Source organism: Nannocystis sp. RBIL2 (assembly GCF_026626745.1).
GTDB lineage: Bacteria > Myxococcota_A > Polyangia > Nannocystales > Nannocystaceae > Nannocystis.
The window spans coordinates 5022129-5036145 of record NZ_JAPNJW010000001.1 but is presented as its reverse complement, the minus strand read 5'-3'; the positions used below and the strand labels follow the sequence as shown (position 1 = coordinate 5036145).

The following is a 14017-nucleotide window of genomic DNA, read 5'->3' as shown; positions in this document are numbered from 1 at the left end:
GGGGCGTTTCGCAAATGCGGACTTCCTCGCCCGGGATGGCCCCGTCACCATTCCCCGGGTTCGCCGTAGCGAAAAAAGTTCCCAGGGCCGCGATCCAGCGGCCCCCTTCCGGGACAGCACCCTGAAAGCCGGTCGTCATGCCAGGGCTCCGAGACCGAATCCGCGCGTTGTCGTCCTCCTCCTCGGGAGAGCCGACGCTGCAGCACACGCCGGCCGGGGCCACGCCTGACGGGCGGCAGATCGATCCGAACGCGCCCACCCTGATCCCGATCGTGACGGCCGACACCCGGCCGCTCGCCCGTGCGCCGCGCGTCGAGGACGTGCCCCCGCCGGCGAAGATCGGCCGCTTCATCGTCCTGCGCGAGCTCGGGCGCGGCGGCACCGGAGTGGTCTACGCCGCCTTCGACGAGCAGCTCGACCGCAAGGTCGCGGTCAAGCTGCTGCACTCCGAGACCCGCGAGGACGTCGCGCGCGCCCGCCTGATGCGCGAGGCGCAGGCGATGGCCCGGGTGTCGCACGCCAACATCGTCGGCGTCCACGAGGTCGGGACCTTCGGCCGCCAGGTCTACGTGGCGATGGAGTTCGTCCACGGCATGACGCTGCACTCCTGGCTCAAGCGACAGCGGCGCAGCTTCGCCGAGATCGCGGCGATGTTCGTGCAGGCCGGGTCGGGGCTGGCCGCGGCGCACGAGGCCGGGCTGGTCCACCGCGACTTCAAGCCGGCCAACGTGATGGTCGGCAGCGACGGCCGCGCGCGCGTGCTCGACTTCGGCCTGGCCCGCGCCGAGCTCGAGCCCGGGCCGGCACCTGGCCTCGGGGACATGCGACCCGCCGAGGAGCACACCTCCGCGGTCGCCAACCTGCGCTCTCTCGACGCCTCGATCACGGTCACCGGCGTCATGCTCGGCACGCCGGCGTACATGTCCCCCGAGCAGTTCCTCGGCGGCCGCGTCGACGCCCGCGCCGACCAGTTCGCCTTCTGCGTCGCCCTGTTCGAGGCGACCTACCGCGAGCGTCCGTTCAAGGGCGACACCCTGGCCGAGCTGATGTCGAGCGTGCTGGCCGGCCAGGCGCGCGACGTGCCGGCGCCGGCCGGGGTGCCGCGGGCCGTCCGCGCGCTGCTGCTGCGCGGCCTGGCGCGCGACCCCGACGCGCGCTGGCCGAGCATGCGCCCGCTGCTGGCCGAGCTGGCCAAGTTCGCCCGCCCGCCGGCGCGCCGCAGCTGGACGATCGCCGCCGGCGTGGCGGCGACGCTGCTCGGCGGCGGCGTCGGCCTGGCCTATCAGACAGGTGCGTTCGCCGAGGCGTGCAGCGGCGAGGAGCGGCTGTCGGCGGTGTGGAACCACGACGTCCACGAGCGCCTCGCCGACGTCGCGCGGGCGTCGGGCGTGGCCCAGGCCGAGGCGGCGTGGTCGCGCGCGGCCGCGGCGTTCGACGCCTACGGGGCCGAGTGGGCCCAGGCCTACGGCGAGGCGTGCCGGCAGGAGTCGGCCGAGCAGCTCGACCTGCGCATGACCTGCCTGGGCGAGCGGCGCGACCGCCTGGCGGCGGCGATCGACATGTTCGAGCGGCCCGACGACATGCTGGTCGCCAAGGTCGACGAGCTGACGGCCAGCCTGCCGAGCATCGCCCAGTGCAGCGACGACAAGTACCTGCGCGCCAAGGTGCCGCCGCCCGGCCCGGCGGTGGCCGACAAGGTGGCAGCGGCCCGCGCCGAGCTGGCGCGCGCCGACACGCAAGAGCTCGGCGGGCGCTTCGACGAGGCGGTGACGGTGCTGGGCGCCGCCGAGGCGGCCGCGGCCGGGACCGGCTACCTCCCGGTGCAGGCCGAGCTGGCGTTCCGCCGCGGCTCGGTGCGCGAGAACGACGGCGACTACCTCGGCGCGCGCGCCAGCCTCGAGGACGCGTTCTTCCTCGCCATCGCCGCCGGCCACCAGGAGGTGGCGATCGACGCCGCCACGCGCCTGGCCTACGTGGTCGGCCGCCGCCTGTCCGACTCGTTCGCCAGCCGCGACTGGCTCAAGCACGCCGAGATCTACGCGGTCCGCAGCGGCGACCCGATCCGCCGCGCCCGCGCGCTGACGATCCGCGGGGCGATCGCCAACCTCGCGCGCGAGCACGGCGAGGCCCGCAAGGCCCTCACCGAGGCGATGCGCCTCTACCACGAGGCCGGCAAGGAGGACACGGTCGACTTCGCCAGGGCGCTGCGCTTCTACGGCGACCACCTCATCAACAACAGCGAGACGAAGGAAGGCATCGCTCAGCAGGAGCGCGCGCTCGCCATCATGCGCGCCAAGCTCGGGCCGCAGCACCCCGACGTGGCGATGATCCACAACAGCCTCGGCCTGGCCCTCCGCGTCGACGGCCAGTACGAGCGCGCGCTGGCGGTGTTCAAGGAGGCGCTCGACGCCGCGGTCGACCTGCCGAACCAGCGCAACCACGTCTACATGACCCTGTGGGCCAACACGAGCTACACGTACGATGCGATGCAGCAGCTCGAGCTGGCCGAGCCGCCGGTGCGCGAGGCGATCGCCGTGCTCGAGCGCTCGAGCGACCGCCTGCTCGGCGACAGCTACGACATGCACAACACCCTCGGCATGCTGCTGCTCAAGCTGAAGCGCCCGGACGAGGCCGAGGCCGAGCTGGCGGCCACGCTGGCGCGGGCCGAGAAGAGCTGGGGCGCGAGCGACCCGCGGCTGACGCACGTGCTGCTCAGCCTGGCCGAGCTGAACCACCTCGAGGGCCGCCCCGAGGCGGCCGTCGCCTACGCCGAGCGGGCGCTGACGCTGACCCGCCGCGACCCCATCCCGGCCAACGAGCAATGGGAATACTACGCCCTCTGGCACCTGGCGCTGGCGCTGGCCGGCGTCGGCGAGGACGACCGCGCGACCAGGCTGGCCCAGGAGGCCCGCGGCTTCGCGGTCAAGCAGCGCATGGACAGCAAGAAGTGGGTGGGAGAGATCGACGAGTTTCTCACCAAGCAGGCGATGAAGCGCGGAGGCCATCGATGACCGGCCCGACCATCTCCCCCGAGGCCCTGCGCCCGCAGGTCGAGGGCGACTTCGCCAACGAGCGCGTCAAGCAGGCGATCATGGCCAGCCTGTTCGACGAGCCGGTCGCGCCCGGCAAGATCGGCCGCTTCACCGTGCTGCGCGAGCTCGGCCGCGGCGGCACCGGGGTCGTCTACGCCGCCTACGACGAGGAGCTCGAGCGCAAGGTCGCGGTCAAGCTGCTCCACCCCGAGGCCACCGCCGACGTGGTCGAGGCGCGCACCCGCCTGCTGCGCGAGGCCCAGGCGATGGCCCGCCTGTCGCACCCCAACATCGTCAGCGTCCACGAGGTCGGCACCCACCACGAGCAGGTCTACGTCGCCATGGAGTTCGTCCACGGCGTGACCTTGAGTACATGGCTCAAGAGACAGCAAAGGCCGTGGCGCGAGATCGTCGACGTGTTCCGCCAGGCCGCCTCGGGCCTGGCCGCCGCCCACGAGGCCGGGCTGGTCCACCGCGACTTCAAGCCGCAGAACGCGATGGTCGGCGACGACGGCCGCGTGCGCGTGCTCGACTTCGGCCTGGCCCGCGCCGAGAGTGACCCGCACCTGTTCGCCGACCTCGAGCGGACCCGCGAGCAAGGGCTCAGCCTCGGCTCCGGCTCGTCCGCCGGCGCCAGCCTGCGCGCCCTCGACACCTCGCTGACGCTCACCGGCTCGCTGATCGGCACGCCGGCCTACATGGCCCCGGAGCAGTTCCGCGGCGACCGGGCCGACGCCCGCTCCGACCAGTTCGCGCTGTGCGTCGCGCTCTACGAGGCGCTGTTCCGCAGCCGCCCGTTCCCCGGCGACAACCTCTCCGAGCTGATGCGCGCGGTGCTGGCCGGCCACCTGCGCGACCCCGGCAGCGCCAAGGTCCCGCGGGCGCTGCGGGCCGTGGTGCTGCGGGGCCTGCAGATCCGCCCCGAGCACCGCTACCCGTCGATGGACGCGTTCATCGCCGCGATCGACCGCGTGGTCGAGCCGCCGCGCACCGCCTGGCTGGCGGCCGCCGGCCTCACCGCGGCGTTCGCAGCGGTCGGGGTCGGCCTGTCCTATCAGACAGGTGTGGACATCCGGGTGTGCGAGGACCGGGCGCGGCAGGAGATCGCCGAGGTGTGGAACCCGGGCCGCTTCGCCGGCATCGGCGCGTCGCTGCGCGCGGTCGATCCCACGGTCGCGCAGTCGTGGACGGTCGCGCGCCGCCAGTACGACGAGTACGCCGAGCGCTGGATCGAGGTGGCGGCCGACGCTTGCGTGGCCGCCGAGGTCCGCCACGAGCAGTCGCCCGCGCTGTACGAGCTGCGGCGGGCCTGCCTCGGCGATCGCCTGCGCGACTTCAAGGCGGTGCTCGACCTGTTCGGCCGGCCCGATGTGGCGTTCGCGGTGCACGCGTCCGACCTGGTCGCCGGCCTCGAGTCGCCGCAGTCGTGCTCCGACCCGCTCGAGCTGCAGCGCCACGCGACGCCGCCCGGCGACTCCGAGCTGGCGCGCACTCTGGCCGAGCAGCACGCCGCGATCGCCCGCGCCGAGGCCCACCGCCGCGCCGGCAAGTTCACCGAGGCGCTGGCGGTGCTCGACTCGCTGGCGCTGCCCGACGGCCAGCTGCCGCTGCGCGCCGACTACGAGCTGACCCGCGGCCGCGTGCTCGTCAGCAGCGGCCGGCCGAAGGACGCCTTGCTGTCCCTTCAGACAGCTTACTTCGCGGCCCTCGAGTCGGCCCGCGAGCGGGTGGCGATCGCCGCCGCCATCGAGCTGGTCCAGGTCACCGGCGTCCACCTGGCCGACTTCACCGCCGCCGAGCGATGGGTCCGCCACGTCGACGCCCTGCTCGCCCGCGGCGGCGCGCCGCCCCAGCGGGCCGCCCTCGCCGAGGCCCAGGGCCAGGTCGCGCTGGCCACCGGTCGCCACGCCGAGGCCCTCGGCCACTTCGAGCGCGCGATCGCCATGCACGAGGCGGTCGGCTCGTCGCACCTGCCCGAGGTCAGCGTGCTGTTCCGCCTCGCCTCCGACGCGGCCACCAGCCTCGGTCTGCTCGACAAGGCCGAGCAGCACGTCGACCGCGCGCTCGTGACCCTGCGCGAGCGCCTGTGCGACGCGGGCGCGACGACGGCGAAGACGGTCGACTACGACACGCTGATCGCGGCCGGCGACGCGGCCCCGGCCGAAGCCGGCTGCTGCCAGCGCCACCCCGAATTCGCGGCCAGCCTGCGCTCCGCCGGGATGCTGGCGCTGCGCCACGGCCAGGCCGACGCGGCCGCGGCGATCTTCGACCGCGCCCAACAAGGCATCGCCGGCCTGGTGCCCGACGACAGTCACCTCGCGCTGCAGCTGACGAACGGCGCGGTCGAGGCGCTGATGCAGCGCGACGACGTCCCGCAGGCGGTCCGGCTCATCCGCCGCGCGCTGTTCGGGGCGACCAGCGCGGCGGTGGGCCTGCCGATCGACGCGCGCCCGCTGCACCCGGAGCTGTTCAAGCTGCGGGTGTGGCTGGCGCGGGCGCTGCTGCGCCAGGGCGATCTCGCCGGCGCGGAGGCGGAGATCCGCGCCACCGTGGTCGACGCCGAGCGCGCGTGGGGCGACGACGAGCCCTACATCGCCAGCGCGCTCGAGGTGCTCGCCGAGATCCTCGCCAGCTCCGGTCAGACCACCGAGGCAGTGACCGTGGCCGAGCGCGCGTACGCAGTCGCCAGCGCCCGCGGCGAGCTGGTCCAGCCGTCCCTCCGCTACTCCAGCGCGTTCCGCCTGGCCCGCTCGCTGGCCCGCGCCGGCCAGAGCGAGCGCGCCGAACACGTGGCCGAAGAAGCCCGCGCCCTCGCCGCCGCAGCCAGCGACGTCCGCATGGTCGCCGCAGTCGACGCCTGGCTGCTCGCGCGCAAGAGCGGCTAGCCGTTCAGACATGTCCGAAAGGACATGTTTCGGACGCGTGTCCGTGGCACCGATAAAAACCTGTCGCAAAGGACATGTCGGACGGCTGTCCGCCGTTCGCTGCCGCAGATGTCTCAAGAGCCAGCTCCGGTGCGCCCCGAAGCGCAGGCGCAGACGGCGCGACTGTCGGCCGCGGGGAACTGAGTTGCTGCGCCCCGTCGAGCTCGCCTACGCTGAGATGCATGAAGGTCGCCCCGCTCCCGCAGGATGAACCCGAGCGACTGGCGGCGCTGCGCGGCTACGCCGTCCTCGACAGCACGCCCGAGAACGACTTCGACGAGCTGACCCGCTTCGCCTCGGAGCTGTGCGGCACACCGATCGCGCTGGTCAGCCTGGTCGACGCCGGGCGGCAGTGGTTCAAGGCTCGCGTCGGCCTCGACGCCGCCGAGACGCCGCGCGACATCGCCTTCTGCTCGCACGCGATCTTGCAGCGCGGCGTGTTCGAGGTCGAGGACGCGAGCGCCGACCCGCGCTTCGCCGACAACCCGCTGGTGGCGTCGCAGCCGAACATCCGCTTCTACGCCGGCGCCCCGCTGGTCAACGCCGAGGGCTTCGCGCTCGGCACCCTGTGCGTCATCGATCGCGTGCCGCGCCACCTCGACGCGGTGCAGCGCCAGGGCCTCGCGGTGCTCGGTCGTCAGGTGATCGCCCAGCTCGAGCTGCGCCGCCAGCTCGTCGAGCTCGCCCACGCGCGCGACCGGGCCCTCGCCGGCGTGCGCGCGAAGGACGTGTTCCTCGCCACCATGGGCCACGAGCTGCGCACCCCGCTCGGCGGGATCCTCGGCCTCAGCGAGCTGCTGCTCGAGGGCCCCGTCGGCGCGCTCGACGGCAGCGGGGACGACCTGCGGGCGATCCACCGCGCCGGCTCGCACCTGCTCGAGGTCGTCGAAGACATCCTCGGTTATGCCCAGCTCGAGCTCGACCAGCCGCGCCTGCGCTCGCGCCCGTTCGACCTCGGCGAGCTGCTCGCCGACGTCGAGGCGACCGTGCGCCCGCTGCTGCGCGGCCGCGCCGTCGCGCTGAACGTCGCCCGCGGCCCGGCGCCGATCGTCGCCGACCCGACCCGCGTGCGCCAGATCGTCTACAACCTGGTGGCCAACGCGATCCGCTTCACCGAGCGCGGCTCGGTCGAGGTCACGCTCGAGCCCGGCGAGGGCACGATCGCAGTGCGCGTCCGCGACACCGGCGTCGGCATCCCGAGAGACAAGCTGGCCCTGCTGTTCCAGGACTTCTCCCAGGTCCACGGCGACCACGAGGCCGAGCTGCGCGGCTCCGGCCTCGGCCTCGCCATCAGCCGCCGCTACGCACGACTGATGGGCGGCGACATCGTCGCCGAAAGCGAACCCGGCCGCGGCTCGACGTTCACGCTGACGCTCCCCCGCGAGCAATTTTGAAAAAGGCTCATGGGACATGCTCGAAAGAACATGTTCCAGGGGTTAGCTCCGTAGGACCTGCGGGGCTTGCGTGAGCGGTCCAAGGCGGGCAGCGATCGGAGGCGGTGGGTCACAGGCGGGCAACAATCGCCGGCGGCGGTGGGTCGAACGCGGCGGCCAGCCGGCGCCATGTCTCGGCGTGCGCGTCGAACTCGCTCGCGCTCGTGGCTCGCCGCTCCGGGAACGCGGCGGCGAACGCCTCGGCCGCCTGCTCGCGCCGTGCCGTCGTCGCCAGCGCCGCCGCAGCGTACCAGCGGACCGTCCACGTCGCGCTGGCGAGAGCGTCGACCAGAGCCGCTGCGAGCAGCTCGCCCAGCCCGAGTCGATGCGCCGCGACGGCCGCGTGGATCTGCACCACCGGCGAGCGATCGAGCAGCCCCGCACGCACGACCGGCGCCACTTGTTCGCGGTGCGCGGCCGCGTGCCGCAGCGCCTGAAACACCCACCGCCGGACCTCGGCAGACGGATGCTCGGCGAAGCGCGCCACGCAGGCGACGTCGTCCGCGCTCGGCACCACCCCACGGCGCGGCCAATTGCGGCGCCGAAGCGATCGCGTCAGCGGGAGGTCGCGCCACAGGTGCTCGAGCGCCTGCAGCCGGTGCTGCACCCGCGACTTCGCGTCCGCCGGCAGCGCGCGCAGCCCGGCGACGAAGCCTGCATGCCGCCGAAGATCTTCGGCCGAAGGAGCGGGCAACTCGTGCGCCGTCACCGATGCAGTATGGTGCAGCTCCTGGCCTCCGGGCCGGGTACTGAACCGGCTGGAGGAGGCCAACCCTCACGTCGTTCGGATACGACCGGCGTCGACTACCATCGGTGACGCGAGGCGGAGCCTGGGCCGCCTGCTCGCGTCGGGCGTCAATACGGGAACCCGTCCCTGGGGCAGTCGTTGTCGAGAGCTGGCTGCCAACCGGAGGTGCCGAGCAGCATATTATTACCAATGTCGACGACGTTGTAGTTGAGCTGGACGTTGAGAGACGTGAAATTATAGTGATACACGGGAACCCCCGCGTTCGACTCGTGGGTCATGACGCAAGCGCTGACTCCGCCGTTTAGAACCTGGAAGATGAGCCCCAGGCCGCCGCAGACGTCGACCGTGATCTCCTTCTGCGGGACCGGCGACATGAGTGGCGTCAGGTTCTCACACTCCTTGGAGAGCAGAGTCTTGGACGTGATCTGGACGTTGTACGTCCCTTCCGGCTCACCTCTCGCGTAGATCGTCCTCGACGATTCTTTGTAATAAGTCGAGATGATATCGCGGGATGCCGAGCCGATCTTTTCCAGATCAATCGTGATATCCGCGAGGTCCTCACCCATACAAGCCGACGAGGCGAGCAAGAGGAGCGAGGCGAGGCGTGCGCGTCGCCCGGGATGCGACGGGATGGGTCGAAGGGCCGGAATGTGCATGGAGAGGATGGTGTCTGCCTTTTCTTCAGGCCGGCCAGCGACCCTTCGATCGGGCTTGTAGACGGGGCTACTGGCGCAGGGCAATGACTTCCGAGCAAAGGTCCGGGGCCGCCGCCGCTCGTGACCGCGAGATCGCGTCGCTCGCCTCACCTGCGGTCCGCGCGCCGGCGTCAAGCACGGGCCCCCGTCACGGGATGGCCGTGCCGGGAAAGGCACAGGCGGCTATCGTGGGGTGGATGACGGCAGAAGCGCCGGTGGTGCATCCCAAAGGAACATGGGGTCAGGAGCTTCGCTTTCGTACGCCATCTTCGCTAGCTTTTCGCCAATGGCCGCGGAGTGCTTGAAGCCATGGCCCGAGCAGGGGGAGGCAATGATGATGCGCTCACGCTCGGGCAGGCGGTCGAGGATGAACCGCGAATCTGCTGTCGTGGTATAGAGGCAGACCTCGTTCCTGACGCAGTCCGGCGACAGACCGGGCAGGTGCGGGACGACGAAGTCATCGAAGAATTTCTGGACAGCGTGAGGTGGAACCTTCCGGTCGACCGTCTCCGGTGTGGTGTCGTCGTCCACTTCGGTGGCGACCTTGATCCCCTCCTCGAAGCTTCCGAGCGCCGGGAAGCCGTACAGTGTCCCATGGGCGAGTTGCCAGATGAAGACGGGGAAACGCTCGGGCGAGAACCGCTTGTGCGTCCGCGCGTCTCGGGCGCGGAACCAGAGCTGGACCTGGCGCAGCCGCCTGAAGCGACCCGCGAATTCTCGCGGGAGCAACTCGGGCAGCCAGGGGCCCGCCGTCACCACCAATTGATCCGCAGAGTATCGTCCATGGTTACTCGTGACTTCGACGGCGTGTTCGACTTGCCGGAATGATATAACTTCCTCGTGGAAGCGTAGCTTGGCCCCGAGCTCTTGCGCTTGCATGATCTGGGCCTCGATGCAATTCTCCGGGCGCACAAAGCCGCTGACCTGGTCGTAGTAGGCCCTGTCGCGCTCCGAAACCTGGAACGCGGGGAATCTCCGCTGAATATCTTCATGACGGAAAGTTTTGTACCGCAAAGCCTCTTTTCTCGCGATCTTCGCGGTCGATGCGGCAAAGTTTTTCACGCCGTGATGCGCCGCATTCTGGCCCGATTTCGTGAGCACGAGCAGGCCGTTTCGCATGAACAACGGTTTTCCGGTAACGCCCTCGAGCTCGCGCCAGATCTCGTGGGATCGTCTCGCGTACTTTGAATATGCTGGACCCTCGCCACAGGCGAGCCGAGTGATTCGGGAGTCACCGTGGGATGAGCCGTTCTTGTGCGGAGGTTTGTGCTTGTCGATGCCCAGCACACGTGCGCCAAGCCGAGCCAATTGATAGACGGTCGCGGCTCCATGAGCGCCGAGGCCGAGGACGATCACGTCGAATGTAGTCATCGATCACCGCCGGAGAGAGGGTCTTCGAGCGGAGAAGCGGAGCCTTGCCGTCCGGATGTCGCCGCTCGACCTTGAACCATGGCGACAGTCGGGGCGACTTCTACTCAGTGAAAGAGAAAACCATGGCTTGGAGATAGAACATGGTTCGAGACGAACCATGGGTTCTTTAGGGAGTGCGTGATGCCCCCGCGAGCTCATCGCCCGGATCTGCGCGGGTGGCGCGCGGCCTGCACCCGTTTCAGGGCTCGTTCGCCGGAGCCGGCGCGTACAGCGAGAGCCGCGATAGCTCGGATCGACCCGCAGGGGCACCTCGAGCGACGGCAGCGCCCGCTGCAACGCCCGCGCTGTTCGCCCGGTAATGACACGCCGTCAATGACGCGAAACAGCGCCTGTGCCAGGGGTTCGGGGAAGGGCCGGCCGCGAATTAGAGGCGAGATGGGTGCGAGGAACGAGCGCCAATCCTGCCGGTTAACTCGCAGCCGGTCCTTCCCCGGACCCCCGCGAGGCGCAGTCGGCAATTCGCGAAGCATGACAGGAGGATCGTCGAAGCACGAACGACAATCGCGCAAGTATGCCAAGCCGCCTCACTCCGGAGCCGGCGCGTACAGCGAGAGCCCGCGATAGTTCGGATCGACCCGCAGCGGCACCTTCAGCGAAGGCAGCGCCCGCTGCTCGCAAGCCGTGCGCTCGCACAGCCTGCAGCTCACCCCGACCGGCGTCACCAGCCCCGGATTGTGAAGATCGACCCCGTCCGCGTACACCAACCGCGGCGCGTGTTCGACCGTACATCCGAGGCCGATCGCCTGGACCGGCTGTTGCGCGTGATATCCCCCCGAGTCTTTCTGAATCGTGCGAGCGATACAAAAAAAGCTCGCGCCTTCGGGCATGCGCGACACCTGCACGCGGATCATCCCCGGCGTCTGGAACGCGCTGAAGATGTTCCAGCGCGGGCACACCCCCGCGTAGCGGGCGAAGCGGATCCCGCTGGCCGAGAAGCGCTTGGAAATGTTGCCCGCCACGTCGATGCGCACCATGTGGAACGGCACCCCTTCCTGCGTCGGCCGGCGCAGCGACGTCAGGCGGTGGCACGTCTGCTCGAAGCCCACCCCGAAGCGGCGGCCGAGCACGTCGATGTCGTAGCGCAGCTCTTCGGCCGCGCGCAGGAACTCCGCGTAGGGCATCCACACCGCCCCCGCGAAGTAGTTCGCCAGCGCCACGCGGGCCAGCGCGCGGCTCTCGGGGCTGGTGAGCAACGGGTCGCGGCCCAGGCCGTCGAGCACGTCCGCGTGGGCGATGAGCGCCACCTGGGCCGCCAGCTGGAACAGCCGCGAGCGCGTCGGCAGCAGCTCCGACAGCGTCAGGACCCGGCTCTGCGGATCGAAGCGCCGCAGCGCCGCGCCCGGCTGCCCGCAGCGGGCGATCTCCACCCGCACCTCGCACGCGCGCGCCAGGTGGCGGACCAGCGCGCCGAAGCGGTCGAGCTCCCCGAGCCTCGCCTCGCGCCGCAGCTGCTCGGCCCGCTCCTCGAGCGCCGGGAAGTAGTTCATCTGCTGCTGCAGCAGGTCGCTGACCTCCTCGCTCGGCAGCGACGAGCGCGACGCGCCGCCGGCCTCGTCGCCCGCCTCGAGCCGCGACGACAACGCGTCGGTCGCCCCCTGCGCCCCGCGGTACGCCCGGTACAGCTGCAGCACCGCCCGCGCCGCCGCCGGGCTCGCCGACGCGACCTCGCGGATCTCCGTGTTCGTCAGCGGCGCCTCCTCGAACAGCGGGTCGGCGAACACCTCGAGCAGGTCGTGCACCAGCCGCGCGTCGTCCTCGCCGGCGAACGAGGCGAGGTCGACCGCGAGCACCCGCGCCAGCCGGATGAGCAGCGGCGCGGGCAGGGCCCGCTTGTCGTGCTCGAGCAGATTCAAGTACGACGGCGAGACGTCGAGCCGCTGGGCCAGCTCGGCCTGCGACAGCCCGGCGCAGCGGCGCAGGCTCCGGATCTTCGCGCCGAATCGCGGGGCGTCGCGGGCGCCCGCGGCGGGCTTCCGGGGTGCGCTCATTGACACGATTTACAGCATGACATCCATGTGTCGACAACGGTGAAATGCCGTTGCAACCCTTACAGCTGCGCCTGATTGAGCGGTGCGCCGACTCGGTCCATTGTCACGGCGTCGATGCAGCGGCTCTCCACACCCCCCGGCGTGATCCTGCGCGGCCCCCGCGTCACCGGTGATTCCACCGTTCTGAGCCATGAGGCCCTGACCTTCGTGGCCGAGCTGCAGCGCCGGTTCGGGCCCCGCTTCGCCGGCGAATTGGTGGCACGGCAGGCCCGTCAGAGCCGCCTCGACCGCGGCGAGCAGCTGGACTTCGCCCGCGACACGCGAGACCTGCGCGAGGCCGCGTGGACCTGCGCGCCTGTCCCCGAGGACATCCTCGACCGGCGCGTCGAGATCACCGGCCCGGTCGACCGCAAGATGATCATCAACGCCCTCAACTCGGGGGCGCGCGTGTTCATGGCCGACTTCGAGGACGCGACCGCGCCGACGCTCCACAACCTGGTCGACGGCCAGCGCAACCTGATCGACGCCGTGCGGCGGGAGATCCGCCTCGAGCAGGGCGGCAAGCTCTACCAGCTGGCTGAAGAGACAGCCGCGCTGTTCGTCCGCCCGCGCGGGTTCCACCTGCCCGAGGCGCACGTGCTCGTCGACGACGCGCCAGCCCGCGGCTGCCTGGTCGACTTCGGCCTCTACGCCTTCCACAACGCGGCCGAGCGACGGTGCCGCGGCCTCGGCACCTACGTCTACCTGCCCAAGCTCGAGAGCGCCGACGAGGCGCGCGTGTGGGCCGACGTGCTGCGCGCCAGCGAGGAATGGCTCGGCCTGCCGACCGGCACGATCCGCGCCACCGTGCTGATCGAGACCCTGCCGGCCGCCTTTCAGATGCACGAGATCCTCCACGCCCTGCGCGAGCGCTCGGCGGGGCTCAACTGCGGCCGCTGGGACTACATCTTCAGCTTCATCAAGCGCCGCCAGGGCGACCCCGCCGCGCTGCTGCCCGACCGCGCGCTGGTGACGATGGACCGCGGCTTCCTCCGCGCCTACTCGCAGCTGCTGATCCAGACCTGCCACCGCCGCGGCGTGCACGCGATCGGCGGCATGGCGGCCTACATCCCGATCAAAAACGACCAGGTGCGCAACGCCGAGGCGATCGCCAGAGTCCGCGCCGACAAGGAGCGCGAGGTGCGAGACGGCCACGACGGCACCTGGGTCGCGCACCCCGGCCTGGTGCCGATCGCCCGCGAAGTGTTCGACGCCCACATGCCCGGGCCGAACCAGATCTGCCGCGTCCGCGAAGACGTGCAGGTGCTGGCCGCCGACCTGCTGGCCGTCCCCTACGGCCCGCGCACGGCCGAGGGCCTGCGCCGCAACATCGCCGTCGGCGTGCAGTACATCGAGGCCTGGCTGCGCGGCGTCGGCTGCGTGCCGCTCTACGACCTGATGGAGGACGCCGCGACCGCCGAGATCTCCCGCGCCCAGGTGTGGCAGTGGCTCAAGTTCTCCGCCACCCTCGAGGACGGCACCGCCCTCGACTTCCCGCGCGTGCGCGAGGCGATCGACGCCGTCGTGGCCGAGCTCCGCGCCGAGATGGGCCACGAGCGCTACGCCGCCGGCCGCTTCGCCGCCGCCCGCGCCTTGTTCGAGCGCCTCGTCGCCGCCGAGCGCTGCGAAGAATTTTTGACGCTGCCCGCCTACGAGGCCCTCGTCGCCGACGACGTGACCGCGGCGGAGCCCGACCTCGCCGCTCAGTGACATGACCCGAGAGACAT

8 protein-coding genes are annotated in these 14017 nt (G+C 71.1%); 4 read left to right on the top strand and 4 right to left on the bottom strand.

What is annotated here, in order from left to right:
- The first annotated feature begins 167 nt into the window (after positions 1-167).
- From OV090_RS19975 to OV090_RS19965, 3 genes are all read left to right on the top strand, one after another.
- Positions 168-3011: a serine/threonine-protein kinase gene (locus OV090_RS19975; protein WP_267705444.1), complete on the top strand. Its 2844-nt coding sequence runs from the start codon at positions 168-170 to the stop codon at positions 3009-3011.
- A complete protein-coding gene (locus tag OV090_RS19970; protein ID WP_267705443.1) occupies positions 3008-5917 on the top strand; it encodes a serine/threonine-protein kinase in 2910 nt (969 codons plus the stop codon). Before OV090_RS19975 ends, OV090_RS19970 begins: the two co-directional genes overlap by 4 nt.
- Positions 5918-6138: 221 nt before the next feature.
- A complete protein-coding gene (locus OV090_RS19965) occupies positions 6139-7350 on the top strand; it encodes a GAF domain-containing sensor histidine kinase (RefSeq protein ID WP_267705442.1) in 1212 nt (403 codons plus the stop codon).
- A gap of 109 nt (positions 7351-7459) precedes the next feature.
- On the opposite strand, the gene OV090_RS19960 is transcribed toward OV090_RS19965, so the two are convergent.
- The 4 genes from OV090_RS19960 to OV090_RS19945 form a co-directional block, all read right to left on the bottom strand.
- Positions 7460-8098 carry a hypothetical protein gene (locus OV090_RS19960; protein ID WP_267705441.1) on the bottom strand — a complete coding sequence of 213 codons (639 nt, stop codon included), beginning with the start codon at positions 8096-8098 and terminating at the stop codon, positions 7460-7462.
- Positions 8099-8244: 146 nt separating this feature from the next.
- A complete protein-coding gene (locus tag OV090_RS19955) occupies positions 8245-8703 on the bottom strand; it encodes a hypothetical protein (RefSeq protein ID WP_267705439.1) in 459 nt (152 codons plus the stop codon).
- 312 nt (positions 8704-9015) lie between these two features.
- Entirely contained in the window at positions 9016-10188 is a 1173-nt protein-coding gene (solA, locus tag OV090_RS19950) for an N-methyl-L-tryptophan oxidase (protein WP_267705437.1), read from the bottom strand.
- A 599-nt stretch (positions 10189-10787) separates the two neighbouring features.
- A complete protein-coding gene (locus OV090_RS19945; RefSeq protein ID WP_267705435.1) occupies positions 10788-12251 on the bottom strand; it encodes a helix-turn-helix transcriptional regulator in 1464 nt (487 codons plus the stop codon).
- A 114-nt stretch (positions 12252-12365) separates the two neighbouring features.
- Between OV090_RS19945 and aceB the strand changes: the two genes are divergently transcribed.
- Positions 12366-14000: a malate synthase A gene (aceB, locus tag OV090_RS19940; protein WP_267705433.1), complete on the top strand. Its 1635-nt coding sequence runs from the start codon at positions 12366-12368 to the stop codon at positions 13998-14000.
- Positions 14001-14017 lie beyond the last annotated feature (17 nt).

Excerpts from the sequence above, each read along its gene's own strand:
- OV090_RS19970 (WP_267705443.1), top strand. The coding sequence starts at position 3,008 with ATGACCGGCCCGACCATCTCCCCCGAGGCCCTGCGCCCGCAGGTCGAG.
- OV090_RS19965 (WP_267705442.1), top strand. The coding sequence starts at position 6,139 with ATGAAGGTCGCCCCGCTCCCGCAGGATGAACCCGAGCGACTGGCGGCG.
- OV090_RS19955 (WP_267705439.1), bottom strand. The coding sequence starts at position 8,703 with ATGGGTGAGGACCTCGCGGATATCACGATTGATCTGGAAAAGATCGGC.
- OV090_RS19945 (WP_267705435.1), bottom strand. The coding sequence starts at position 12,251 with ATGAGCGCACCCCGGAAGCCCGCCGCGGGCGCCCGCGACGCCCCGCGA.
- aceB (WP_267705433.1), top strand. The coding sequence starts at position 12,366 with ATGCAGCGGCTCTCCACACCCCCCGGCGTGATCCTGCGCGGCCCCCGC.